Annotated in this window: 18 protein-coding genes, 1 pseudogene and 1 riboswitch; of the genes and pseudogenes, 8 read left to right on the forward strand and 11 right to left on the reverse strand. The window is 60.0% G+C overall.

Annotation, left to right across the window (positions count from 1 at the left end; genetic code table 11):
- Positions 1-1,990: pseudogene (locus AC1DIS_RS04355) on the forward strand (calcium-binding protein); the annotation flags it as partial.
- A 109-nt stretch (positions 1,991-2,099) separates the two neighbouring features.
- On the opposite strand, the gene AC1DIS_RS04360 reads toward AC1DIS_RS04355, so the two are convergent.
- The 5 genes from AC1DIS_RS04360 to AC1DIS_RS04380 all read right to left on the reverse strand — a co-directional run bounded on the left by AC1DIS_RS04360 (position 2,100) and on the right by AC1DIS_RS04380 (position 11,698).
- Complete coding sequence (locus AC1DIS_RS04360) at positions 2,100-4,838, reverse strand: winged helix-turn-helix domain-containing protein (RefSeq protein WP_477780784.1); 2,739 nt, start codon at positions 4,836-4,838, stop codon at positions 2,100-2,102.
- Between the two features lie 229 nt (positions 4,839-5,067).
- Positions 5,068-6,432 (reverse strand): DUF1329 domain-containing protein, encoded by a 1,365-nt coding sequence (locus tag AC1DIS_RS04365; RefSeq protein WP_018929604.1) that lies wholly within the window; start codon positions 6,430-6,432, stop codon positions 5,068-5,070.
- Positions 6,433-6,460: 28 nt separating this feature from the next.
- The gene (locus tag AC1DIS_RS04370) at positions 6,461-8,350 is read right to left on the reverse strand and encodes a DUF1302 domain-containing protein (RefSeq protein ID WP_477744012.1); all 1,890 of its coding nucleotides are present in this window, start codon (positions 8,348-8,350) and stop codon (positions 6,461-6,463) included.
- Positions 8,351-8,683: 333 nt separating this feature from the next.
- Positions 8,684-10,366, reverse strand: coding sequence for a fatty acid--CoA ligase (locus AC1DIS_RS04375; RefSeq protein WP_477744013.1), 1,683 nt, complete (start codon positions 10,364-10,366; stop codon positions 8,684-8,686).
- Between the two features lie 147 nt (positions 10,367-10,513).
- Positions 10,514-11,698, reverse strand: coding sequence for an MFS transporter (locus tag AC1DIS_RS04380; RefSeq protein ID WP_477780785.1), 1,185 nt, complete (start codon positions 11,696-11,698; stop codon positions 10,514-10,516).
- 84 nt (positions 11,699-11,782) lie between these two features.
- On the opposite strand from AC1DIS_RS04380, the gene AC1DIS_RS04385 reads away from it, so the two are divergent.
- The gene (locus AC1DIS_RS04385) at positions 11,783-12,553 is read left to right on the forward strand and encodes an AraC family transcriptional regulator (RefSeq protein WP_111454523.1); all 771 of its coding nucleotides are present in this window, start codon (positions 11,783-11,785) and stop codon (positions 12,551-12,553) included.
- A gap of 13 nt (positions 12,554-12,566) precedes the next feature.
- Here AC1DIS_RS04385 and AC1DIS_RS04390 read toward each other — a convergent pair whose 3' ends face one another.
- Positions 12,567-13,196, reverse strand: coding sequence for a LysE family translocator (locus tag AC1DIS_RS04390; protein ID WP_019582369.1), 630 nt, complete (start codon positions 13,194-13,196; stop codon positions 12,567-12,569).
- A 91-nt stretch (positions 13,197-13,287) separates the two neighbouring features.
- On the opposite strand from AC1DIS_RS04390, the gene AC1DIS_RS04395 reads away from it, so the two are divergent.
- The 3 genes from AC1DIS_RS04395 (at position 13,288) to AC1DIS_RS04405 (ending at position 16,136) form a co-directional block, all read left to right on the forward strand.
- A complete protein-coding gene (locus tag AC1DIS_RS04395) occupies positions 13,288-14,253 on the forward strand; it encodes a 2-hydroxyacid dehydrogenase (protein ID WP_477744015.1) in 966 nt (321 codons plus the stop codon).
- Between the two features lie 32 nt (positions 14,254-14,285).
- Positions 14,286-15,284, forward strand: a complete 999-nt coding sequence (locus AC1DIS_RS04400; RefSeq protein ID WP_064616188.1) for a class I SAM-dependent methyltransferase — start codon at positions 14,286-14,288, stop codon at positions 15,282-15,284.
- Between the two features lie 51 nt (positions 15,285-15,335).
- Positions 15,336-15,460, forward strand: a riboswitch (yybP-ykoY riboswitch).
- A gap of 91 nt (positions 15,461-15,551) precedes the next feature.
- Complete coding sequence (locus AC1DIS_RS04405) at positions 15,552-16,136, forward strand: TMEM165/GDT1 family protein (protein ID WP_026286682.1); 585 nt, start codon at positions 15,552-15,554, stop codon at positions 16,134-16,136.
- 80 nt (positions 16,137-16,216) lie between these two features.
- On the opposite strand, the gene AC1DIS_RS04410 is transcribed toward AC1DIS_RS04405, so the two are convergent.
- Positions 16,217-17,035: a M48 family metallopeptidase gene (locus AC1DIS_RS04410; protein WP_018929596.1), complete on the reverse strand. Its 819-nt coding sequence runs from the start codon at positions 17,033-17,035 to the stop codon at positions 16,217-16,219.
- Positions 17,036-17,309: 274 nt separating this feature from the next.
- Between AC1DIS_RS04410 and AC1DIS_RS04415 the strand changes: the two genes are divergently transcribed.
- Positions 17,310-19,451, forward strand: a complete 2,142-nt coding sequence (locus tag AC1DIS_RS04415) for a methyl-accepting chemotaxis protein (RefSeq protein WP_086946024.1) — start codon at positions 17,310-17,312, stop codon at positions 19,449-19,451.
- Between the two features lie 66 nt (positions 19,452-19,517).
- Here AC1DIS_RS04415 and AC1DIS_RS04420 read toward each other — a convergent pair whose 3' ends face one another.
- The 3 genes from AC1DIS_RS04420 to AC1DIS_RS04430 are packed head-to-tail and all read right to left on the reverse strand — an operon-like array spanning position 19,518 to position 20,632.
- On the reverse strand, positions 19,518-20,141 hold the full coding sequence (locus tag AC1DIS_RS04420; protein WP_007939796.1) for an SOS response-associated peptidase: 624 nt from the start codon (positions 20,139-20,141) through the stop codon (positions 19,518-19,520).
- 35 nt (positions 20,142-20,176) lie between these two features.
- Complete coding sequence (locus tag AC1DIS_RS04425) at positions 20,177-20,437, reverse strand: putative signal transducing protein (RefSeq protein WP_007939795.1); 261 nt, start codon at positions 20,435-20,437, stop codon at positions 20,177-20,179.
- A gap of 12 nt (positions 20,438-20,449) precedes the next feature.
- A complete protein-coding gene (locus AC1DIS_RS04430; protein ID WP_018929594.1) occupies positions 20,450-20,632 on the reverse strand; it encodes a CPXCG motif-containing cysteine-rich protein in 183 nt (60 codons plus the stop codon).
- Between the two features lie 138 nt (positions 20,633-20,770).
- Between AC1DIS_RS04430 and AC1DIS_RS04435 the strand changes: the two genes are divergently transcribed.
- Positions 20,771-21,937, forward strand: a complete 1,167-nt coding sequence (locus AC1DIS_RS04435; protein ID WP_064616186.1) for a 1-acyl-sn-glycerol-3-phosphate acyltransferase — start codon at positions 20,771-20,773, stop codon at positions 21,935-21,937.
- Between the two features lie 94 nt (positions 21,938-22,031).
- On the opposite strand, the gene AC1DIS_RS04440 is transcribed toward AC1DIS_RS04435, so the two are convergent.
- Positions 22,032-22,310, reverse strand: a complete 279-nt coding sequence (locus AC1DIS_RS04440; RefSeq protein ID WP_007939791.1) for a hypothetical protein — start codon at positions 22,308-22,310, stop codon at positions 22,032-22,034.
- Positions 22,311-22,504: 194 nt separating this feature from the next.
- Here AC1DIS_RS04440 and AC1DIS_RS04445 point away from each other — a divergent pair, with 194 nt between their 5' ends.
- Positions 22,505-22,711 (forward strand): hypothetical protein, encoded by a 207-nt coding sequence (locus AC1DIS_RS04445; RefSeq protein WP_018929592.1) that lies wholly within the window; start codon positions 22,505-22,507, stop codon positions 22,709-22,711.
- Positions 22,712-22,742 lie beyond the last annotated feature (31 nt).

Genomic DNA, 22,742 nt, shown 5'->3' on the forward strand with positions numbered 1-22,742 from the left:
CGACCTGAACAACACCCTGCTCGGCAACGCCTACAACAACACCCTGCAAGGCGGGGCCGGCAATGACTGGCTGGATGGCGGCGCCGGCGCCGACACCCTCAGCGGCGGCAGCGGCGACGACACCTACGTCATCGACAACGCCACCGACACGGTCACTGAGCTCGCCGACGAAGGCCACGACCTGATCCGCACGGCGGTGAGCTACACCCTCTCGGCCAACGTCGAAGACGGCGTGCTGCTCGGCACCGCCGCGTTGAACCTCACCGGCAACGAACTCRATAACAGCCTCACCGGCAACGCCGCCGCCAACTTCCTCAATGGCGGTGCCGGCCAAGACCTCATGATTGGTGGTGCAGGCAACGACGTTTACGTTGTGGATAACGTGGGTGACGTGGTGGTGGAAACCGGCACCTCGCTGAGCGAAATCGACACGGTTATGTCGTCGATCAGCTACACCCTGGGCAGCAACCTCGAGAACCTGACCCTCACCGGCAACGATAACCTCACCGGTACCGGCAACGCCCTGAACAACGTGCTGATCGGCAACAGCGGCAACAACGTGCTGGAGGGCGGAAGCGGCGCCGACGTGATGATTGGCGGCTTCGGCAATGACACCTACGTCGTCGACARCCTCAAGGACRYGGTCRCCGAGACCAGCACCCTGCTATCTGAAATCGACACCGTRCGYKCCTCGGTGAGCTGGGCCCTGGGCGCCAACCTGGAAAACCTCACCCTGACTGGCAGCGACAACCTCAACGGCGTCGGCAATGCCCTGAACAACGTGCTGACCGGCAACAGCGGCAACAACGTGCTCAACGGTGGCGCGGGGCTGGACACGCTGATCGGCGGCGCCGGCGACGACACCTATATCCTCGACCAGGCCGGCGAACTGGCGCTGCTGCAGGAAACCGCCGACCAGGGCCGCGACCTGCTGAACATCAGCTACACCTCGACCCTGGCCAGCAGCACCGTCGACCTCAGCCAAAGCAACCTGCAGAACGTCGAAGATGTCACCGTCACCGGCCTCGGCAACTTCACCGTGATCGGCAACGACCTGAACAACACCCTGCTCGGCAACGCCGCCGCCAACTTCCTCGACGGCAAGGCCGGGGCTGATACCCTGGACGGCGGGGCTGGCAACGACACCTACGTGGTCGACAACCTCGGCGACACGGTGATCGAACGCGGCACCTCGCTGGTCGAAATCGACACGGTCATGTCGTCGATCAGCTACACCCTGGGTAGCAACCTCGAGAACCTGACACTCACCGGCAGCGACAACCTCGACGCCACCGGCAACTCCTTGGGCAACCGTCTGACCGGTAACAGCGGCAATAACGTTCTGGATGGCGGAACCGGCGCCGACCTGATGATCGGCGGCACTGGCAACGACACTTATATCGTCGACAACCTCCAGGACGCGGTCACCGAGACCAGTACCCTGGCGAGCGAAATCGACACCGTACGTTCCTCGGTGAGCTGGACCCTGAGTGCCAACCTGGAAAACCTCACCCTCACCGGCAGCGACAACCTCACCGGCGTCGGCAACGCCCTGAATAACGTGCTGACCGGCAACAGTGGCAACAATGTGCTCAATGGTGGAGCAGGCAACGACCTGCTTGATGGTGGTATGGGCAATGACCTGCTGATAGGAGGCCTGGGCACAGACATCCTGACGGGCGGCTCTGGTGCCGACCGGTTTGTTTTCAATTTACTCAGTGAGCTGGGCAAAGGGGCAAACAGTGACGTCATCACCGACTTCAGCAGCCTACAGGGCGACAAGATCGACCTGTCAAAACTCGATGCCAATATGCTCACCACTGCGTTCAACGCCTTTACATTCATTGACTCGAATGCGTTCACAGGAGCAGGACAACTGCGTTTCGAAGATCATGTGTTGTACGGCAACGTCAACGGCAGGCTGGATGCAGATTTCGCAATCCAACTGGTAGGCGTCGATACCTTCAGTGCCAAGGACTTGGTAGTTTGACCAAGGTTTGAACAATACGCCCTGACCAATGTCGGGGTGTTTTGTTTTGTATCACCAAGACTGAACCCAAGCGCCAAGACTTGAACGCGAAAAATGTCGGGGGCCCCGTTCACCCCAACACCCCTAACTCTTTCGCCCGAGCCACGGCCTGCGTGCGCCGCTCAACACCTAATTTACTGTTGATATGACTGGCATGGGTCTTGACCGTATGCAGCGAAATGAACAACTGATCACTGATTTCCTGATTCGAACATCCCTGCGCGATCAGCCGCAAAACCGCCAGTTCACGCGTACTGAGTTGTTCAGCAACAGGCGATGACTCAACCACTGGACGGGAGGCCATGGCCGGAAGCTTTTCCAGCAGATGCTGCGAAACCGGCGTCGGCGCACAGGGTTGAAGTTGCCCACGCAGCCAGTCCGGATGCTCGGCCAGTAATCGGTCAAACGGTTGCAGGACACCTCCGGCGGCCGCTTCCAAAGCCTGGGCCAGCGCCTTGYGGGCCTCGGGTTCGCGTCCGCCCGCCAACAACAGCGTAACGTTCTGATTCAGCGCCATCACGCTGAGCATCTGCCGACCGCTACGCTGACCGTGTTCATGCAGCGCATTCAGGCGCCCTTCGGCGAGCATGGGCTGGCCCTTCATCATGTCCAGCACCGCCTGTTGCAACTCAATGTGCAGCGGCAGTTGTGGATGGAATTCCGGGGGGGCAGCCGGGTGCTCGCCGTTATAGGTCTGGCCCAGTCGCGCAAGCCAGGCTTCGGCCAGATCGGTGCGACCCTGAGCCAGCCAGAGTTCACATTTGACCAGGGTAATCATCGCCAGATAGTAAATCGGCGGGACGTCCCAGATGTGCATCAGGCGCTCGGCCTCGGCAAGTTCGGCGAAGGCCTTCGCGAATTCGCCGCTGTTGCCCTCCAGCCGGGCAATCACGCAGTGGCCGATCAATACGCTGATATCGCGACAGGCCCGGGCTTCGCCCAACCCCGCTTGCAAACGTGCCCGTGCGGCCTGGGGTTGCAAGCGCAGCGCCAGCAAAAAACCCTCGTACAAGGTCAGGCGTGCACGCACCGCATAGAGTCGTTGAGGGGATAAACCTTGCAAGCGTTGCAACCCCTGACGGACTTCATCCAGTGAACGAAGAATCTCCCCGCGCGCCTGCAATACCCGGGCGCGGTCGTAATGAGCCAAGGCCTCGAACAACGGATTGCCAACGCGCTGTGCCAACTCCAGCGAATCACGATTCAACCCCCGGGCACGCCACAAGTCGCCATCGGCAATCGCCAGATTGGACAATGTCGACAGGCACATCAGTCGCTGTCCATACCGTTTGGCCGGCAGGCTTTCCAGTGCTTCGGCGCAATAGAGCATGGTCAGCTCGCGATTGCCTCGCCCCCGGGCAATGATCCCGCTCAGGGCCAGCCATTGCGCCAGCATGGATTTTTGCGCAGTAGCCGACGGCGCCGGCAGGAAGCGGCTCAGGTGACTGGCCAGCTCTTCGGCGGCGTCCAGTTGACAGGCCAGCCCCAATGCCCAGCTGTAGAGCACGATCAGCCGTGGCGTGCTGATTAACAGGCTATCGGGCAAGTCCATTTTCCAGCGCAGCAACATGCCGACGTTCTGCTCGGCCAGCAGTTGCTCTTCAGAAAGGTTTTGCACCAGATTCGCCGCGACATCCAGATGCCCGGCGCGCAACGCCTGCTCCACCGCCTCATCGAGTAGCCCTTGGGCGTTGAACCAGCGGCAGGCGCGCAGGTGCAAGCTGGCCGTCGGCACCATCGCCTGGGCGGTGGGCCGGCTGCGCAACAGGTCGGAAAACAGGTGGTGATAGCGGAACCAGTGACCGTGTTCGTCCAGCGGCACCAGAAACACCTGATGCGCCAGCAGGAAACGCAGGATCTCGGCGCTGTCATGGGCCTCGCGCACAGCGTCGCACAGCTCACTGCAAAAGCGCTCCTGGGGCGCGGTGTCGTACAGGAATGACTGCACCTCGGCGGGCAGGCAATCGATGACTTCTTCGAGCAGGTAGTCGCGAATCAGCCCTTCCCCGCCGTACAGCGACTGGGGCAATGCACCCTCGCTGCCCACCTCGGAGGCCGCCAATAGCCAAAAGCGCAGCCCTGCCACCCAGCCTTCGCTGCGCTGGATCAAATTCTCCAGCGCCTCGCCACGCAATGAAATGCTGTGTCGATCAAGCAGGCTCAGGGCTTCATCATGGGTCAACCGAAGATCCTGCTCATGCAACTCGAGCAGTTGCCGCGACAGCCGCAGGCGTGCCAGATGCCAGTCCGGACGCTGCCGACTGGTGACCATGACCAACAGGCCATCGGGTAAATGATTGAGGAAAAACTGCAGACAACGATCGAGCACCGGCCCCTGGGCCAGATGATAGTCATCAAGTACCAACAGCAGCGGCGTGTTGGGTGAAAGGTGCACGGCCAGTTCATCGAGCAAACCGTCCAGCCATTCTTCAAAGGCGAACGGTTGATGACGTTGGCGCATTTTCAGCAGCCCCAACGCCTGGCTGCCCAGTTGTGGAAAGTAGTCCTGAAGACCTTCGAGCAGGCGCTCAAGAAAACGGCCGGGATCACTGTCCCGCAGACTCAAGCCCAGCCACAGGCTTTGCCAGTGATCCGGCAACCCCTGACAAAACTCCACCGCCAATGAACTCTTGCCGAACCCTGCCGGCGCGCTGACCAACAACAGCCTGCCACCGAGACCTGCACTCAGGCGCTCGCACAGACGCGGCCGCAGCACATGGCCGGCGGGCAGCGGAGGCCGGAAAAAACGCCCGTCCAGTGCCGCGACGGCAACGCTTGCAGGGCCCGGAAGTGGGGACAGATCAGTCATGGCCGGCTCTTGTTTGAAATACTGATGGCGGCGTTACAGATGTCCGCAGCCTAGCGGTAAACGAAGAGCTATTGAAGGTTATTGCTACAAATGGCTACAAAAAGACTACGAGCAAAAATGTCGGTAAACCGGACAGCCACACCGGACAACGATCTTTATGAACTGCCAAAAAAACGCCCCGAACCAGTCGGGGCGTTTTTTCGAGGATGCGGCCTCGGGTTACAACGTTTTAGCGAACGCCTTCCTGACGCAACGCGGCCGGAGTGAAGTCGGCGGTGCTGGCGGTGAAGCCGAAGTTATAGGCCGACTTCTCTTCGTTCTTCATGCCCAGTGCCAGGTAGCGGCCCGATTGCAGGTCGTACAAGGTTTCGAGGGCATACCACGGCACTTGCTTGTCGTAGTAGTTCTCGGAGTGAGCCTCGGCGACGCGCCACAGTTGCCCGCGACCGTCGTAGTGGTCGACCACTGCCGCCTGCCAGGTGTCTTCGTCAATGTAGAAGTCACGTTTGGCGTAGATGTGACGCTGACCTTCCTTAAGCGTCGCGACCACATGCCAGACCCGGCGCAGTTCATAGCGAGCCAGGTCCTGGTTGATGTGACCAGCCTTGATGATGTCGGCGTACTTCAGCTGTGGCGAATCGAGCTTGTAGCTGTCGGAGGCGATGTACATCTCTTTCTTGCCTTCGAGCTTCCAGTCATAGCGATCCGGCGCACCGTTGTACATGTCCAGGTTGTCGGAGGTACGCAGGCCATCGGCAGCGGTACCCGGCCCGTCATAGGACACTTGTGGCGCACGACGCACTCGGCGCTGCCCGGCGTTGTAGACCCACGCCGAACGCGGCTCTTTCACCTGGTCGAGGGTTTCGTGCACCAGCAGCACGCCACCGGCCAGACGAGCCGGCGCGGTCACTTTCTGCTTGAAGTAGAACAGAATGTTGCCCGGGTTCTTCGGGTCGTAATCCTTCATCCTGTCGCGGAACACGAACTGGTCCTCGAAGTACACCAGGCTGAACGAGCCGTTCGCCTGCGGCGTGGCCTGGGTTATCAGACGGGTCACACTGCCGCCGCGATAACGGGTGATATGGTTCCAGATGACTTCAACGCCACTTTTCGGAATCGGGAACGGGATCGCGGTTTCGAAGTTCTCCAGACCATTACCACCGGACACCAGGTTAGTGTTGGTAGCGTTCTTCTTGATGGAGGCAAACACCTCATCCGGCACAGTGGCGCCACGATGGGACGGGTAGACCGGCATCTTGAAGGTTTCCGGGTAGCGCTTGAACATCGCGTACTGGCCCGGCGCGAGTTTGTCCTTGTACTGGTCGACGTTCTGCGCGGTGATGGTGAACAGCGGTTTTTCACTCGCGAACGGATCAGACAGAAAACCCTTGCTGTCCACGCTACCGGCGTTTTTTGGCATCGGTTTCCAGGCCGGGATCGAGCCGTCGGCGTTGCCTGCCATCTCGGCCCCCATCGGGGTCAGGCTCTTGCCCAGCTTGTCCGCTTCGGCCGCAGGGACCGCCGCCATGACAGCGGTCGCCAGCAGCGAAAGCCCCAGAACACCAACATGGAACAGACTCTTTGTTATTTTCATAAATGTGTTCGTCCTGAAAATGCAGTGCTTAGAAGTTCACGCCGAAGCTGAGCGCAACGAAGTCGCGGTCATCTACGGTGGTGTACTTGCCGTCAAAGAAGTTGGTGTACGCCAGGCTCGCGGTGTAGGTGTTCTGGTATTCGGCATCGAGCCCCAGGCTTACCGCTTTACGACCTTCCTCGAAGTTGCCGCCAGGGCCTGGCGAGTAACCGCTCACGTCGTGGGACCAGGCCACGTTCGGCTTGAGGTTCACACCGGCGAATACGTCGGGGTATTCCCAAATGGCCCGGGCGCGATAACCCCACGAAGTAGCCGTAGTGAAGCCGTCGTTGTTGCAATTGCGGCTGCGGTTGTTGGTAGCGGCACCCGCGCCGGCACCATTGATGGTGCTGGTGTTGAGGATCGCCGAGCAGGTATCGAGGCCACCGGTGGACGGCAGTTCGCCAGGCCCGTAGACCGGGTCACGACCATAACGGACGTCAGAGGTACTTTCCAGGCCTCCGACGTGGGTCACGCCCACTTCGCCCACCAGGGTCAGGCGGCTGGCGCCCATGACCTGATCGAAGAAGTGCGTCAGGGTGGTCTGGAACTGGGTGATTTCCTTGCGGCGATAGCCGTGCAAGTCCTGACCCGGCACACCGTTAAGCAGCGAAGCATTGGTCAGGGTGCCGCCCAATGGACGCACGCCGGCGAACAGAATGTCGGTGGAGTTGAGCTGCACCGGCGCGTTCGGACGATAGCTGAGCTCACCGCTCCACGCCGTGCCGGTAGGCAAGGTGGTGGAGAAGCTCAAGCCGTAGAGGCGGATGTCTTCCGGGTACTCGACGAAGTAGTTCGAGTTACCCGCGACCACCAACGGCGCCAGAGCCCGAAGCGCCCCCGGCAAGGCCGCTGCCTGCGCATAGGCCGATGCTGGAGCCCCCGTAGCGCTGAAGATCGGCGCACGGCTGTGGTAGTTCATGAAGTAGGCACCGAACTCGGTGTCCAGCGGCTCGAACATGTATTTGAGGGACGCGCCCCATTGGCCGCTGTCCCGTGCATCGCGATCAGGGCCACGACGCACCAGTACACCTTCGTCGTTAACGTCGACGCCCAGCCTGGCCAATGCGGGCAAGGCGGCGCCCGGAATGGTCGAACGCTTGTTCAGCACGCGCAGGTTGTTGTCGCAACCGTCGGCAATGATGTCGGGCTGGGAGAAAAAGGTGCCGCAGTTATCGACGACGGTCTGGTCCCATTCCAGTTGATAAAAGGCTTCGGCCGACAGAGTGTCGGTGAGGCTCTGGGACACGTAGAACATGTTGACCGGGATCAGACCTTCCTTGACCTCGGCGCCGGGACGACGAAACGCGGAGACGTCGATCGGGTTGATCGAGTTGATGCCGCCGCCGATGAAAGTACTTTCACCCCAGCTCACAACCTGCTTGCCCAGACGCACGGAACCCGGCTGATCGGCAATGGAGTAGTTGTGGTAGACGAAGGCGTCGAGGAGCTCGCCGCCGGAGGATTTGGCGCCTTCCTTGCGGTTGCTGTCGCTGATGTCCTTGAATTCGCGGCTTTCATCCTTGAGTTCGAAGTCGTACCAGTATTTGCCTCGGACGAAGACACCGGTGTCGCCGTATTTCAATTCAAGGTCATGAATACCCTTGAAGATCTTCGAGAAGGTTTCGCCACTCTTGAAGTTGGCGTGACCGTCATCGGACGTCTGGGACAGGCCATGGCCCCCGTTATTGACGCCGATCAGGTTTTTGTTGGGACTCTGAGTAGACCAACTGGCTCCGATCGACAGGGATGAGTCGAATTGACCTTCGATTTCACCAACGTTGAAACTGACGCCGAATGCGGGCCCGGCGAGCGAAGAGGCAAGACTGACCGCCAGGGGCAGTTTCGCCCGGCGCCAGAACTGGTTTACTGATGTCATCGACGCTACTCCATGTGCATTATTGTTATGGCTTAGTACTTTTAAAAACGCTGTGGGTAACCGGAAGCCAAGCGGTCCGAAGTCACTCCAAAGTTGCATCGCCCCGTTTATTGCGTGAGCTCCGTTCTTAAAAATCCTTGAGCGGACTATAGCCAGCAGGTAGTAGTGCTTGATCCCTCTAAAGTGTGATTTGCGCTGCCGGCCACCCTGGAACAGTCCTTTCGCCAGTCCGACACATGTCGGCACGGCAAGGATGGCTGAAAAATCGGATTTCACAAGCCAAGCGCTTGCTTGGTGGCTCTGGCGTGCCCTTTCGGGCACGCCAGATGACGCTTAAAGCGTCGAGAGGAAGGTGCTGTTGTTGGCCTGCCATTCGGTGATGTCGACGCGGATACGCTTCTTGTCGAGCTTGCCGACGCTGGTCTTGGGAATTTCAGTAACAACGGCGATCTGACTCGGGATAGCCCACTTGCTCAGGTGCCCCTGTTCAACGTACGGCTTGAGGTGCTCCTTGAGTTCCCTGGCCCCGATCTGATGCCCTTCGCGAACCACCAACAGCGCAAATGGGCGCTCGCCCCACTGCGGATCGGCGATGCCCACTACTGCTACCTCACGTACCGCAGGGTGGCGACTGATCAGGTCTTCCAGGTCCAGGGAAGAGATCCACTCGCCACCGGTCTTGATCACATCCTTGATCCGGTCACGGATGTCGATCACGCCCATGCTGTCCAGGGTTGCCACGTCGCCGGTGTGCAGCCAGCCCCCGGCCCAGAGCTCGGCGCCTTTTTGCGGCTCGTTGAAGTAACCCTCGGTGAGCCACGGCGCACGCAGCACCAGTTCGCCCTGGGTTTCACCATCGGCAGGCAGGAAGTTGCCCTCGGTGTCGACGATTGCCGCCTCGACCAACGGCCCCGGCACACCAGCCTTGATCCGGTAGGTGGTGCGTTCGTCTTCGGTGCCGGCCATCAGCTCATCGTTGAGGTGGGCGCATGATACCAATGGCCCGGTCTCCGACATGCCATAGGCGGCGGTCAATTGGATGCCCTTGGCCTTGGCGGCGTTGTACAGCGCATGGTTGAGCGCACTGCCGCCGATGACGATTTTCCAGCCACCGAAATCGACGTTTTGCGCCGCCTTGGCATTGAGGACCATTTGCAGAATGGTCGGCACGCAGTGGGAAAAGCTCACCTTCTCCTTGCGCCACAGCTCCACCAGATACTCGGGGTCGTAACGGCCCGGATAAACCTGCTTGAGCCCGAGCATGGTCGCCACATACGGCAAGCCCCAGGCATGCACATGGAACATCGGGGTGATCGGCATGTACACGTCGTTGGTGCCCAACAGCCGCACGCTGTCGATGGCGCCCATGATGGTCGCCACGCCCATGGTATGCAGCACCAGTTGCCGATGGGTGAAATACACGCCTTTGGGGTTACCGGTGGTGCCGGTGGTGTAGAACGTGGTGGCCACCGAGTTTTCGTCGAAGTCCTGGAAGTCGTACTGCGGGCTCGCCGCGGCCAGCAGTTGCTCGTACTCGCCGACAAGGTTCGGCAACTCGGCAGTTTTTTCCGGCAAGTCGGTCAGCAGCAGGGTTTTCTCCACCGTGGTCAGGTGCCCGGCAATCGCCTTGTACAAACCGACGAACTCGCTGTTGACCAGCACAAAGCGGTCCTCGGCGTGGTTCATGGTGTAAAGAATCTGTTCTGGCGACAGCCGCACGTTAATGGTGTGGATCACCGCGCCGATCATCGGGATGGCGAACATGCACTCCAGGTAGCGATGGCTGTCCCAGTCCATTACCGCCACCGTATCCCCGGCCTTCACGCCGGCCTCTGTCAGCACATTGGCCAGCCGCGCAACCCGCTCGATCAGGGTCGGATAGCTGTAGCGCAACTGATCGCGGTAGATGATTTCGCGAGTTTTTTCGTAACGGGCGCCGGACATCAGCAGCCGTTTAATCAACAGCGGATACTGGTAAGCGCCCTCGGCTGGAGGAATAACGCGAGTCTGCAACATAAGAGTCCCTTTTTGACTGCACAGTCTTGGCTGCTAAAGCTAAGCACTCTAGAGGCCTTGAACGCCAGCCAAATCAGCCAAAGGTATGATTTGCAGAGCCGTACAAATGCTAGCTTTACGCCAGCACTTGCGAGAATTCGTCAGCCGTTACGCCATTTTTCCTACGGCAGCCTCGGCCGGTGTCCGGGGGAAAACCATTGCAGCCACGAAGGTCAACGCCGCAATACTCGCCAATATCAGGTAAAGACCTACAAAACCTTGGCGCGGTTCGACGAACGAAATCAGCGGAATCGCGGTAGCACTGGCACCGAACGATAAACAGTAACGCAGCGCGAAGACTCGGGATTGCCATTGCGGCGCGACAAAGTTGGCGACCATCGCATCATTCACCGTGACCTGGCCAAACACCACGAACATGAACGCCGCACCCAGCACGATCACGGCCCAGCCGTCGACATAGGCCAACCCGAACAACAGTGGCGCCTGGCACAGCGTCAACACTATGAACGGCCATTTCAGACTGAAACGATGCAAGACCCGGCCGATGCTCAACTGCGCCACGGCGCCGAAGGCATACGCCAGGCTGACCACGACGCCAAGGATTTGCGGTGAAGTAAACAAATCGTGCAGGCGTTCCTGAAACAATTTCGGATAGGTCATGGTCGTTGCGTTGAACACCACACCGCCGGTCGCGGTGGCCAAGGCCAGTACGCCGAACACCATGACCATGGAAATCCGCTGACCGGCCGCATCTTTGAGCGGTGTGTGCGCACGCTTGGGGATCGGTTCTTCGCGCACCTGAAACGCGAAACCGATGCCCAGCCCAATCGCCACCATGCCAGGCAAAACGAATGCCGAACGCCAGCCGAGTTGCGCCACCAGCAACCCGGTGATCAGCGCCGAAAACGCCACGCCAAGGTTGCCCCACATGCCGTTGATACCGATTTCGCGGCCCCGGTTGTACGCGTAAGCCACCAGCATCGCGGTGCCCACCGGGTGATAGATCGCGGCGAAAATACCGATCAGCGTCAGGCCGAGTACCAGCATCGGTGTGCTGCTGCTCACGCCGGTAAAGATCGCTGAAGCGCCAATGCCGAAAAAAAACACCAGCATCATTTTCCGTCGGCTCCAGCGATCCCCCAGCCAGCCGGCCGGCAGCGAACAGGCGCCAAAGGYAATAAAGCCGCCGAGAGACAGGCCGATCATCGCGGCGTAGTCCAGTGCGAAGGCCTGGGTCATGCCGAGAACGGCGGCGGGAAAAATCAGCATGAACATGTGATCGATCACATGAGCTGCGTTGATATAGCGAAGGACATTTCTGGACTGGTTCATCGCGGCACGCTTACGTTGTAGTGAGCGGCTTATGCTAAGTTGGCGAAAAAGAGTAATCCTGACAACAAAGTCATTGGATCTGACATGTTAATCAGCCATTTCCTGCACGGGCCGGTCAGCGCCTATCCGCGAGATTACGTGGACGGTGCTCACCAGGAACTGCATCAACACCGCGAAGCTCAGTTGCTGTACGCCGTTTGCGGCACCATGCGAGTGGTCACTGCGCAAGGTGCCTGGGTCATTCCACCAACCCGAGCCGTATGGATTCCACCATTGGTGGCGCATGAAATTTTCATGTCGGGCGAGGTGCGCATGCGTTCGCTGTTCATTGCCCCCGAACTGTCGCCGCCAACGCTGCAACAGTGCTGTGTGCTGGCCGTCACACCGCTGCTGCGCGAGCTGATCCTGCGCGCGGTGCAAGGTCCGCGACACGCGGAAAACTCATTGATTCAGAAGCTGATGCTAGAAGAGATCGCCAGCCTGGAAAACCTTCCGCTACACATTCCAATGCCCGAGGACCGACGCCTGCAGGGCATCTGCATGGCGCTGCTGCGCGCACCGAATCACTCCAACACCCTGGAAGACTGGGCACAACAGGTCGGCGCCAGCTCTCGAACCTTGGCGCGGCTGTTCCAGCAGCAACTGAAGATGAATTTCAATGCCTGGCGCCAGCAACTGCGCCTGATGGAAGCCCTGCCGCGCCTGCTCGCCGGGGAAAGCGTGCAGAGCGTGGCGCGCGACCTGGGCTACGGCAGTGCTCGGGCGTTCAGCGCAATGTTTCGCCGTTTGCTCGGGGAAAACCCTCGGGAATACCTGAACGCGCTGAACAAATTGAGCGAGCTCAATCCCCCGTAGACACTCAGCGCGATCAATGCATCTCGGTGAACGCGAGTTTCACGCCGATGGCGATCAGCACCGCGCCCATGGTCCGGTCGAACCAGTGGCCCATGCGGGCGAAACCGGCGCGCACGCGTTGTTGACTGAACAACATCGCCACCAGGCAAAACCAGAGCGCCGTTGCCGCTGCCAGATAGATCCCGTAACCGGCCTGTACCGCCAGCGGCGTGTGCGGGTTGATCACCACGGTGAACAGCGACAGGAAAAACAGCGTGGCTTTCGGGTTCAGGCCATTGGTCACGAACCCCGCAGTGAAGGCGCCCCGCGCGGTGCGCTCACCCGCTTCCTGGTGCAGATCGTCAGCCGCAGGTTTGGCCGGTTGCGCGCGCAGGGCCTTGTAGCCGATGTACAGCAGGTACGCGGCAGCGGCCCATTTCAAGGCGTTGAACAGCACGATCGACTGAGACACGATCAACCCGATCCCCAGCAGCGAATAACCGACGTGCAGGAAAATCGCCGAACCAACGCCCAGCGCAGTCCAGGTCCCGGCGCGGCGACCGTGAGTCACGCTCTCCCGCACCACCACGGCGAAATCCGGGCCGGGGCTTGCAACAGCCAGCAGGTGAATCAGCGCAACGGTCAAGAATTCTGTCCAGTACATGGGGGCTCCTTTTGGCCAAGCGTAACTGCTTGTTTCATCTGGTAGGCTCGGCAGATTACGCCCTCAGTTCAATGCACAAAAGGTACAGTTGATGACGAACTCTCGCCGCGCCGTTTTCCTTGACCATCCGTCCCTGGACCTCGGCGATCTCGACCTCAACCCACTACGCGAGTGCTTCAGCGACTTGCAGCTGTTCGCCCAGACCACGCCTGCGCAGGTGATCGAACGCCTCAAAGGCGCCACTGTCGCCATCACCAATAAAATCTTGATTGATGCGGCGGCCATGGCGGCCAGCCCCGAGTTGAAGTTGATCCTGATCACCGCCACCGGCACCAACAATGTCGACCTTGCTGCAGCCCGCGCCCACGGAATCACTGTTTGCAATTGCCAGGGTTACGGCACGCCGTCGGTGGCTCAGCACACGATCATGTTGTTACTGAACCTGGCGACGCGCCTGGGCGACTATCAAAAAGCCGTCGCCGAAGGTCGCTGGCAACAGGCGAAACAGTTCTGCCTGCTGGATTACCCGATCGTCGAACTCGAAGGCAAAACCCTCGGCTTGCTCGGCCACGGTGAACTGGGCGGTGCCGTCGCGCGGCTGGCCGAAGCGTTCGGCATGCGCGTCTTGCTGGGGCAGATTCCGGGTCGCCCTGCCCGCCCGGATCGCTTGCCGCTGGACGAACTGCTGCCGCAAATCGACGCCCTGACCCTGCATTGCCCGCTCAACGAACACACCCGACACTTCATCGGTGCCCGTGAACTGGCCTCGATGAAGCCCGGTGCTTTCGTGGTCAACACCGCGCGAGGCGGCTTGATCGACGAACACGCATTGGCCGACGCCCTGCGCAACGGCCACTTGGGCGGCGCGGCCACCGACGTGTTGAGTGTCGAACCACCGACTGCGGGCAATCCGCTGCTGGCCCAGGACATTCCACGGCTGATCGTCACCCCGCACAACGCCTGGGGTAGCCGCGAGGCGCGGCAGCGAATCGTTGGCCAGTTGACGGAAAACGCTCAGGCTTACTTCAGCGGTAAAGCGCTGCGGGTCGTCAGTTGATAAACTGCGGCACTTTTTTCAAGGAGCAGAGTATGGATCCGCGCAGTGAAGTACTGCTTCGTCAGGCCGAGTTGTTCCAGGGTTCGGTGCTGCTGGCCGGTTTGCCCGCCGATGACTTGCTGGGTCGCTTGCCCGATGCCCACGGCTGGTGCTGGCACGCCGGCGATCAAGCAGCACTGGACGCCCGTTTCGCCGGGCGCAGCCATTTTGGCGTGAATGCGCCCGAGCGCGAATTCGACAGCGCCGTGGTGTTTCTGCCCAAGTCCAAGGACCTGACCGACTATATCCTCAACGCCCTCGCCTCTCGTCTGGCCGGTCGTGAGTTGTATCTGGTCGGCGAAAAACGCAGCGGCATCGAAGGCGCGGCCAAGCAGTTGAACCCCTTCGGCAAACCACGCAAGCTCGACAGCGCACGGCATTGCCAGCTCTGGCAGGTCACCGTGGCCAATGCGCCAGAAGCCAAATCGCTGGAAAGCCTGGCCCAGACCTATGAACTGCCATTGGCCGAAGGGCCGTTGAAAGTCATCAGCCTGCCGGGCGTGTTCAGCCACGGTCGACTGGATCGCGGCAGCGCCCTGCTGCTGGAACATCTGGACAAACTGCCCAGCGGCCACCTGCTGGACTTCGGTTGCGGTGCAGGCGTGCTGGGGGCCGCGGTCAAGCGGCGTTATCCGCACAACCAGGTCACCTTGCTCGATGTCGACGCATTTGCCGCCGCCAGCAGTCGCCTGACCCTGGCCGCCAACGGTCTGGAAGCGGAAGTGCTGACCGGTGACGGCATCGACGCAGCGCCCATGGGCTTGAGCGCGATTCTGAGTAATCCACCGTTCCATGTCGGCGTACACACCGACTACTTCGCCACAGAGAACTTGCTGCGAAAAGCAGCTAAACATCTGAAAAATGGCGGCGAACTGCGGTTGGTTGCCAACAGTTTCCTGAAGTATCAGCCGCTGATCGAAGAGCACTTGGGCGCGTGTGCGATCAAGGCTGAAGGACAGGGTTTTAGAATCTACCGGGCCAAGCGTGGCTGAAAACGCTTTTGCAAAAGAGGGCTTGCCCAATCGGATTTGCCTAGGCAGAATCCGCTCCGTCCTAGGGGAGTAGTCTCCCACGAGCGCCATGCTCGTCCGGCATACGTCAACATACTTGGTCCTCAGACCATGGCGTATGCGACCCACGCGTCCGCATCAGACGGATCGCAGGGTTTGACAAGACCTATGACACGAACACCTTACCCGGGGCGGGAAGGCTGTACGTGTCATAGCCGTGTCGACCCGCCCCTTAGGAAAACCCTGATGATGCTGGACTCTCTACTCGTTCCCACCGCAATCGTTGCCTTGGCCGAAATCGGCGACAAGACGCAACTGCTCGCGCTCATTCTCGCTGCCCGCTTTCGCAAACCCTGGCCGATCATTGCCGGCATCGTCGCCGCGACCCTGGCCAACCACGCGGCGGCCGGTGCGGTAGGCGCCTGGTTCGGCAGTTTCTTCTCGAATGCGACGCTTCACTGGATCCTCGCCGCCAGCTTCGCCGCCACGGCGCTGTGGACACTGGTGCCGGACAAGATGGACGAAGACGAAGCCAGCACCGCCCGCAAGTTCGGACCGTTCCTGACCACGCTGATTGCGTTCTTCCTCGCGGAGATGGGCGACAAGACTCAGGTTGCGACCGTGATGCTCGCCGCGCAATACCCGGATCTGTGGCTGGTGATCCTCGGCACCACCGCCGGGATGTTGATTGCCAACGTGCCGGTGGTACTGGCGGGTAATTTTGCAGCGGAAAAACTGCCTCTGACTTTGATCCGTCGCCTGGCGGCGTCGGCGTTCTTCATCCTGGCGATTGTCGCGGTGTACAAGGCGATGCAGAGCAGTGGCTGGGTTTGACCCTGGATCTGGTGAGTAACAGATTGTGGCGAGGGGGCGTTCCGACAAGCCCCCTCGCCACAAGCCTCAGCACTTGATGATCAGGATTTCCTGGCTTTCTCGTACAACGGCATGACTTTCGGAATCGCCGCCTGCAACGACGCAATCCGACTGGCCGACGCCGGGTGAGTGCTCAAGAACTCTGGCGGCGCGCCTTCCGAGGCTTTGCTCATTTTGTTCCACAGGGTGATCGCAGAGTTCGGGTTGTAACCAGCGCGGGCGGCCAGTTCGAGGCCGATCAAGTCGGCTTCGTTTTCGTTCTCGCGACTGTTGGGCAAGGTCATGCCGTATTTGGCCACGGTGTCCGCCAGGGCCAGGCTGTCCTGCCCCAGACCGAGCAACGCACCGGCGCCCTGCTTGGCCATTTCGAGACCATAAGCCCTGGACATCGCTTCACGACTGTGCTCGCGCAAGGCGTGAGCGATTTCATGGCCAATGATGGCGGCGATTTCGTCGTCAGTGAGTTGCAGGGTGTCGATCAGCCCGCTGTAGAAAATGATCTTGCCACCAGGCCCGCAGGAGGCATTCAGCTCATCGCTCTTGATCAGGTTCACTTCCCATTGCCACTGGGCCGAATCCGGACGAAACACCGGTGCCTGGGCAATCAGGCGATTGGAGATGGCCTGGACGCGCTTCGCATTGTTACTGGATTTATCCAGCACGCCTTTGGTGCTCGCCTCCCCGATGGTCTGTTGATAAGACTGGGCGTACATCTGGTTGACCTCGGAGGTCGACAACATACTGAACATGTATTGCGTGCGCTCAACGCCCACGGCGCCACCGCTGGTGGTGTTGACCGACTGACAACCGGCAAGCAGCAGACTTGCACTCAGTGCACACAAAACCAATGTCTTACTCATCAAGAAGCTCCCTGGAAACATGCCGCGTATCCTAGGTGGGGATTTGTATCGGCGCCAGATACAACGGACGTGTAGCACGTACATTTCAGACAAAGCCCCGATTACCGTAGGAAAAAATTCACACAACAGCGTCCACCGCGGCTGATCACGGCCAGCAATGATTCATTTACGACATCCAGCACTCTAAAACAGCCAATTCGTTACACCTGGCTCATGCCCCACCGCCCCAGTGCCGATACAGCTCTGCAGACGTCCTCTTGCGTGCGGAGCACCCATGAAATTCAAGTCGATCCAGTTTTCCGTTGCCGCCCTGGCCGGCGCCATTGTGCTCAGCGTTGTCGCAGCCCTGGTGCTGTACGCGCTGTTTTCCGGCGCCCGGACCCAAGACATGGTCCAGCAACGGACTCAGGCGCAGTTTGAGCAAGTCATCGAACAGCGCCTGACGTCGCTGGCACAAACCCAGGTCAGCCAGATCCAGCGCGAACTCGAAGCACCGCTGCTGATTGCCGGCGGTCTGGTGCGGGTCAACGCATTGATCGGCACACCGGGCGCCGACGGCCAGCCGCAACTGAGCCTTAGCCGCGAGCAACTGATCAGCCTGATCAAGGAAAACGTCGCCCGGAACCCGAAAATTCTCGGCACCTACATTGGGTGGGAAAAAAACGCCCTCGACCACAACGATGCGGCCTACGTCGACACCAAAGTAGTCGGCATCGACGCCAGTAACGGGCGCTTCCTGCCGTGGTGGTTCCGTAACGAAGACGGCAGCCTGGGCCTGGACAAACTGGTCGACGTCGACGACCAGAAAACCTTGTCCACCGGTGTGCGCGCCAGCGAGTACTACCTGTGCTCCAAGGAAACCAAAAAATCCTGCGTGATCGATCCGGCGCCCTACAAGGTTGGCGACAAGATCGTCATGCTCGCCTCCTTCATTGAACCGATCATGCTCAACGGCGCGTTCCAGGGCATCGTCGGCGCCGACCTGTCGGTGAACTTCATCCAGGAAATGCTCCTGGGGGCGAATCAGAAACTGTACAGCGGCGCCGGAGAAATGGCCCTGATCGGCGGTAACGGCCGGATCGTCGCCTACACCAAAGACCCGAGCAAATTCGGCGAAAAGGTCAGCGACATCCTCGACAGCAAGCAGATTGCCAACATGGCCAATCTCAAGCGTGGCGAAGTGACTTACACCGTCGACAAGGCCCAGGGCCGGATCGAGTTGTACCTGCCCTTCGGCATCGGCCAGACCGACGCCCGCTGGACCTTGATGCTGCAACTGCCGCTGAACGCGGTGATGGCCGACCTGCAAAAACTTCAGAGTGACCTGGACGCACAGCGCAAGTCCGACACCTTTGGCATGGCCATGGTCGGCCTGCTGATCGCCGGCATTGGTTTGTTGGTGATCTGGCTGGTGGGCCACGGCATTGCCCGGCCGCTGAAGCAGATGGTGACCATGCTCGATGACATCGCCCAGGGCGAAGGCGACCTGACCCGCCGCCTGACCAGCGACCGCAGCGACGAACTGGGCTCGATCGCGAAGGGCTTCAACACCTTCCTGGCCAAGTTGCAGGCGATGATTACTCAAGTGGTGACTTCGGTGCAGAGCGTCAGCGACTCGTCGGAACACACCGCCGACATTGCCATTCGCACCAACATCGGTGTGCACAAACAAATGGCCGAGATCGATCAGGTCGCCACCGCCGTACACGAAATGACCGCCACCGCCCAGGACGTGGCGCGCAACGCCACCCAGGCCGCGCAAGCTGCCAGTCATGCAGATCAGGCGGCGGCACAAGGCATGCAAATCGTCCGGGATACGTCGAATTCGATTGGTGTTTTGGCCATCGAAATCGGCAAAGCCGTCGGCGTGGTGCAGACCCTGGCCAAGGACAGCGAAAACATCAACGCGATCCTGACGGCCATTCGCGGCATCGCCGAGCAGACCAACCTGCTCGCCTTGAACGCGGCCATCGAAGCCGCGCGGGCCGGTGAACAGGGTCGGGGTTTTGCGGTGGTGGCCGATGAAGTACGCAACCTGGCGCAGAAAACCCAGAAGGCCACGGAAGAAATCCAGACCATGATCCAGCAACTGCAACAAGGCACCCGCGATGTGGTGCGGGTCATGGAAGACAGTCAGAACCGCACCGACGAAAGCGTGCAGCACGCGGCGAAAGCGGCCCAAGCGCTGGAAACCATTACGCAAGCGGTGTCGGTGATCAACGACATGAACACCCAGATCGCCAGCGCCGCCGAGGAACAGAGCGCGGTGGCCGACGACATCAACCGCAACGTGATCAACATCGGGCAAGTAGCCAATGAAGTGGCTGGTGGTGCGGATGAATCGAGCGCAGCGAGTGCGGATTTGACCAAGTTGGCGGAACAGCAGCGCCGGTTGATCAATCAGTTCAAGGTTTAGGGTTCAATGACGCGGAGCGTCCATGGCTGCATTCCCACGCGGAGCGTGGGAACGATCATTACGCGCTCAGCCCGGGGTCAAACACTCCGGCCCATTGAGCTTCGGATCATTCACCATGTTCGCCAGCACCCGCTCGCGCAGCGCCGCGGGTTCGCTGGCCAGCAGCGCCTGCAAGGCATGTAGCGGGGTTTCAGGATTGAGCCAGGCTTCCTGCCCCGCCGCATCGAGAATCAACGGCCGACGCTGACTCGAAGCAGGTTGGGTGATTACCGCCGTACTCAGCCATACCTGCTCCTGCACTGGATACGCTTCCCAGATCGCCGCGAAGTAAAGCGTCGAGCCCTCCCCCGGCGTCAGCCAGTATGGACGTTTGCGCGTAGTACCGCGCCACTCGTAAAAACCATTGGCCGGCAGCAGACAACGGCGCAGGCGCAAAGCTTCGCGAAACATCGGCTGTTCGGCAACGGTTTCGGCACGGGCATGGGCCGGCGTGCGGGACAGGTCGGTCAGCCACGGTGGCGTCAGGCCCCAGCGGGCGCGGGCCAACTCACGCTGCCCGTCTGCACCGGCACGCAGCATCAACACCGAATCGTTGGGAGAAATATTCCACTGGGCCTGCTGATCGGCGGGAAATCCGGGCAGGGCTGCGAAGGCGGGGTTCCAGCGAAACAGGGCATAACGTCCACACATGGGGCAATACGACTCTTGATCAAACGAACGTCAGCCTAACAGACCAGCGTGCCGGGAAAGCTGTCCGGTTCATCGCCGGACAGCGGCAGCGCGGCATTGTACGCGGCGATCAGTTCCCGCGCGTATTGCGCCTGGTCGTTATCGACCGATACACCCAGCAGGCCGAATATCGGCAATTCCCCGGTACCGCCGATCAAATCCCGGCCCACCAGATGCGCCTCGATACCTTCACTGGCCAGCATACTTAGCAGCAATTCGCCTTCCATCAGATTTTCCGGCTCATAGATACGCTGCATGGGTGACCCCCTTCATTCGTTTTCGCTGTAGACGTCGAGGTGCCATTCCTCGCCGTGAACCTGCAAGACAAAGGTAATGGGACGACAACACACCGGACAATCCTCGATATAGGTCTGATCACCGCCAGACAAATCCAGAACAGCCTCGACTTCTTCACCGCAATACGGACATTCATACTGCGCAGTTTCCAGCATCGCGGTCTCCCAGGTGACTTGTGCGTATAATCGCCGGTCTATTTGCAGGGCTATTTTTGTCTGACTACCTTTCAGACCGTGCCCCGTTGGTTTTCGATCAATACCTTTACTTACCCTAGCCGTTTCTAACAAGAGAGCATGATGGGCGAATTCGATGCCATCCGACCTTACGACGACAGCGAAGTCCCAGCGGTGCTGGCACGGCTGCTCGGCGACAAGGCGTTTCTAGATATCCTCACCCACTTCCGCTTCCCGCGTTTTGCCGGTGCCTTCGGCTGGATGCTCAAACCTCTTATAGCGCATCGGCTGCGCCGTGAGTTCGCCGACGTCACGTCAGTGGCCACGTTGCAGGACAAAGTCGAGTTTTACGTCGACCACACCATCGAGCGCGCCACGGACGGGGTGACCTACACCGGCGTGGAGCAATTCAAGTCCGGCAGTGCCTACCTGTTCATCGCCAACCACCGCGACATCGTGATGGACCCTGCCTTCGTCAACTACGCCGTGTACCACGCCGGCCTGCCGACCCCACGCATCGCCATTGGCGATAACCTGCTGCAGAAGCCTTTTGTCAGCGACCTGATGCGCCTGAACAAGAGCTTCATCGTGCACCGTTCGATCACCGGTCGTCGCGAGAAAATGGCGGCGTATCAATTGCTGTCGGCCTACATCAACCACTCGATCCGCAACGATTGCGCCTCGATCTGGATCGCTCAGGCTGAAGGCCGGGCCAAGGACGGCGACGACCGCACCGAGTCGGCGATCCTCAAGATGTTCCACATGAGCCGCAAGGACGAGCCGTTCGGCGAAGTCATCCGTTCGCTGAACCTCACCCCGGTGTCGATCAGCTACGAGTACGACCCCTGCGACCAGGCCAAGGCCCGCGAGCTGTACATTCGCGCCACCACCGGCACCTACACCAAGGCACCGGGCGAGGATGACGCGAGCATCGCCAAGGGCATCACCGGTTACAAAGGCCGGGTCCACGTGAACTTCGCCGCGCCGATCACCGAACTGTTCGAAGACACCAAGCAATTGGCGATCGAAATGGACAAGCAGATTCTGGGCGGTTACCGGTTATTCCCGGTGCATTACCTGGCGTATGCGCAGTGGAAAGACGCCGACCCGCAATTGCAGGTGCCGAAAGCGGCCGAGCTGTTTGCGGCAGATGAACTGGCCAAGGCTCAGGAAGAATGGCAGCGTCGACTGGAAGCTTGCCCCGAGGAACATCGTCCGTTCCTGGTGCTGCAATATGCGATGCCGGTGCGTAATCAGTATCGGGTCAAGGCCGGGCTACCGTTGTAGGGTAATGGCTGGATACGACAACGGCGCCTTCGGGCGCCGTTTTTGTTTGTCTTGGTGCAGTAGGTCAGTCAGACACTGTAACTGTGTCAGAACTTCAGACGCGAGTACTGACCCACGACACCAGCAACGCCATCCCAAGGCAGGCAAAACCGAAGCGATAGAAAAACCGGTTCATGCGCAAGGTCGCCCAATCGAGGGTTGGCTCTTCGCTGGGCCTGCTCTGGCGCTGGGCTTCGATACTGGCCATCGCGCGCTGTTCACGACGACGGGTGGCGTGCAGCAACCAGCCGCCCGGGCAGGCGAACAGCAAGGCCAGCAGGTTGATCAGTTTGGCGGGATGAGCGGTAAAGAGCGAAATCAATTGCAGCGACATCACAAACCTCAGGCAAACCGGTGTAACAGACGCCGGGACCGACGACCACGGCGCGGATTCTACCGAAAGCGCTCCGGCCTGCCCCCCCTTTCCGACAAATAACGAAACCATTTAGCCGATTATTGTCCTGTGTCACGGCGCCGTCATCTGAATCCGCCAGTCTGTCGCCCTTCGAAACCGACACGGACCGCGTCATGCTCCACGCCGAAAACCAGGATCGTCTTTACCTCATTGCCCAAAGCGACGAACAACAAACCTTAGTCGGCAGCCTCGCCTTCAATGTACAGGACCGGCATTGGCTGGTGTATTGCGCGTTGGGCGGGCATCAACATGCGGATTTGCCGGAGACGGATTTGCTGACCGGGGTGAGTGTTCTGGACTTCTATTCGCAAGCGGCTTGATTTCCCTTGCTGGAGCGGCAGGCACAAAAAA

The organism is Pseudomonas sp. 05N433 (genome assembly GCF_056396925.1).

Excerpts from the sequence above, each read along its gene's own strand:
- AC1DIS_RS04365 (WP_018929604.1), bottom strand. The coding sequence starts at position 6,432 with ATGAAAATAACAAAGAGTCTGTTCCATGTTGGTGTTCTGGGGCTTTCG.
- AC1DIS_RS04370 (WP_477744012.1), bottom strand. The coding sequence starts at position 8,350 with ATGACATCAGTAAACCAGTTCTGGCGCCGGGCGAAACTGCCCCTGGCG.
- AC1DIS_RS04375 (WP_477744013.1), bottom strand. The coding sequence starts at position 10,366 with ATGTTGCAGACTCGCGTTATTCCTCCAGCCGAGGGCGCTTACCAGTAT.
- AC1DIS_RS04385 (WP_111454523.1), top strand. The coding sequence starts at position 11,783 with ATGTTAATCAGCCATTTCCTGCACGGGCCGGTCAGCGCCTATCCGCGA.
- AC1DIS_RS04390 (WP_019582369.1), bottom strand. The coding sequence starts at position 13,196 with ATGTACTGGACAGAATTCTTGACCGTTGCGCTGATTCACCTGCTGGCT.
- AC1DIS_RS04395 (WP_477744015.1), top strand. The coding sequence starts at position 13,288 with ATGACGAACTCTCGCCGCGCCGTTTTCCTTGACCATCCGTCCCTGGAC.
- AC1DIS_RS04400 (WP_064616188.1), top strand. The coding sequence starts at position 14,286 with ATGGATCCGCGCAGTGAAGTACTGCTTCGTCAGGCCGAGTTGTTCCAG.
- AC1DIS_RS04405 (WP_026286682.1), top strand. The coding sequence starts at position 15,552 with ATGCTGGACTCTCTACTCGTTCCCACCGCAATCGTTGCCTTGGCCGAA.
- AC1DIS_RS04410 (WP_018929596.1), bottom strand. The coding sequence starts at position 17,035 with ATGAGTAAGACATTGGTTTTGTGTGCACTGAGTGCAAGTCTGCTGCTT.
- AC1DIS_RS04415 (WP_086946024.1), top strand. The coding sequence starts at position 17,310 with ATGAAATTCAAGTCGATCCAGTTTTCCGTTGCCGCCCTGGCCGGCGCC.
- AC1DIS_RS04420 (WP_007939796.1), bottom strand. The coding sequence starts at position 20,141 with ATGTGTGGACGTTATGCCCTGTTTCGCTGGAACCCCGCCTTCGCAGCC.
- AC1DIS_RS04425 (WP_007939795.1), bottom strand. The coding sequence starts at position 20,437 with ATGCAGCGTATCTATGAGCCGGAAAATCTGATGGAAGGCGAATTGCTG.
- AC1DIS_RS04430 (WP_018929594.1), bottom strand. The coding sequence starts at position 20,632 with ATGCTGGAAACTGCGCAGTATGAATGTCCGTATTGCGGTGAAGAAGTC.
- AC1DIS_RS04435 (WP_064616186.1), top strand. The coding sequence starts at position 20,771 with ATGATGGGCGAATTCGATGCCATCCGACCTTACGACGACAGCGAAGTC.
- AC1DIS_RS04440 (WP_007939791.1), bottom strand. The coding sequence starts at position 22,310 with ATGTCGCTGCAATTGATTTCGCTCTTTACCGCTCATCCCGCCAAACTG.
- AC1DIS_RS04445 (WP_018929592.1), top strand. The coding sequence starts at position 22,505 with ATGCTCCACGCCGAAAACCAGGATCGTCTTTACCTCATTGCCCAAAGC.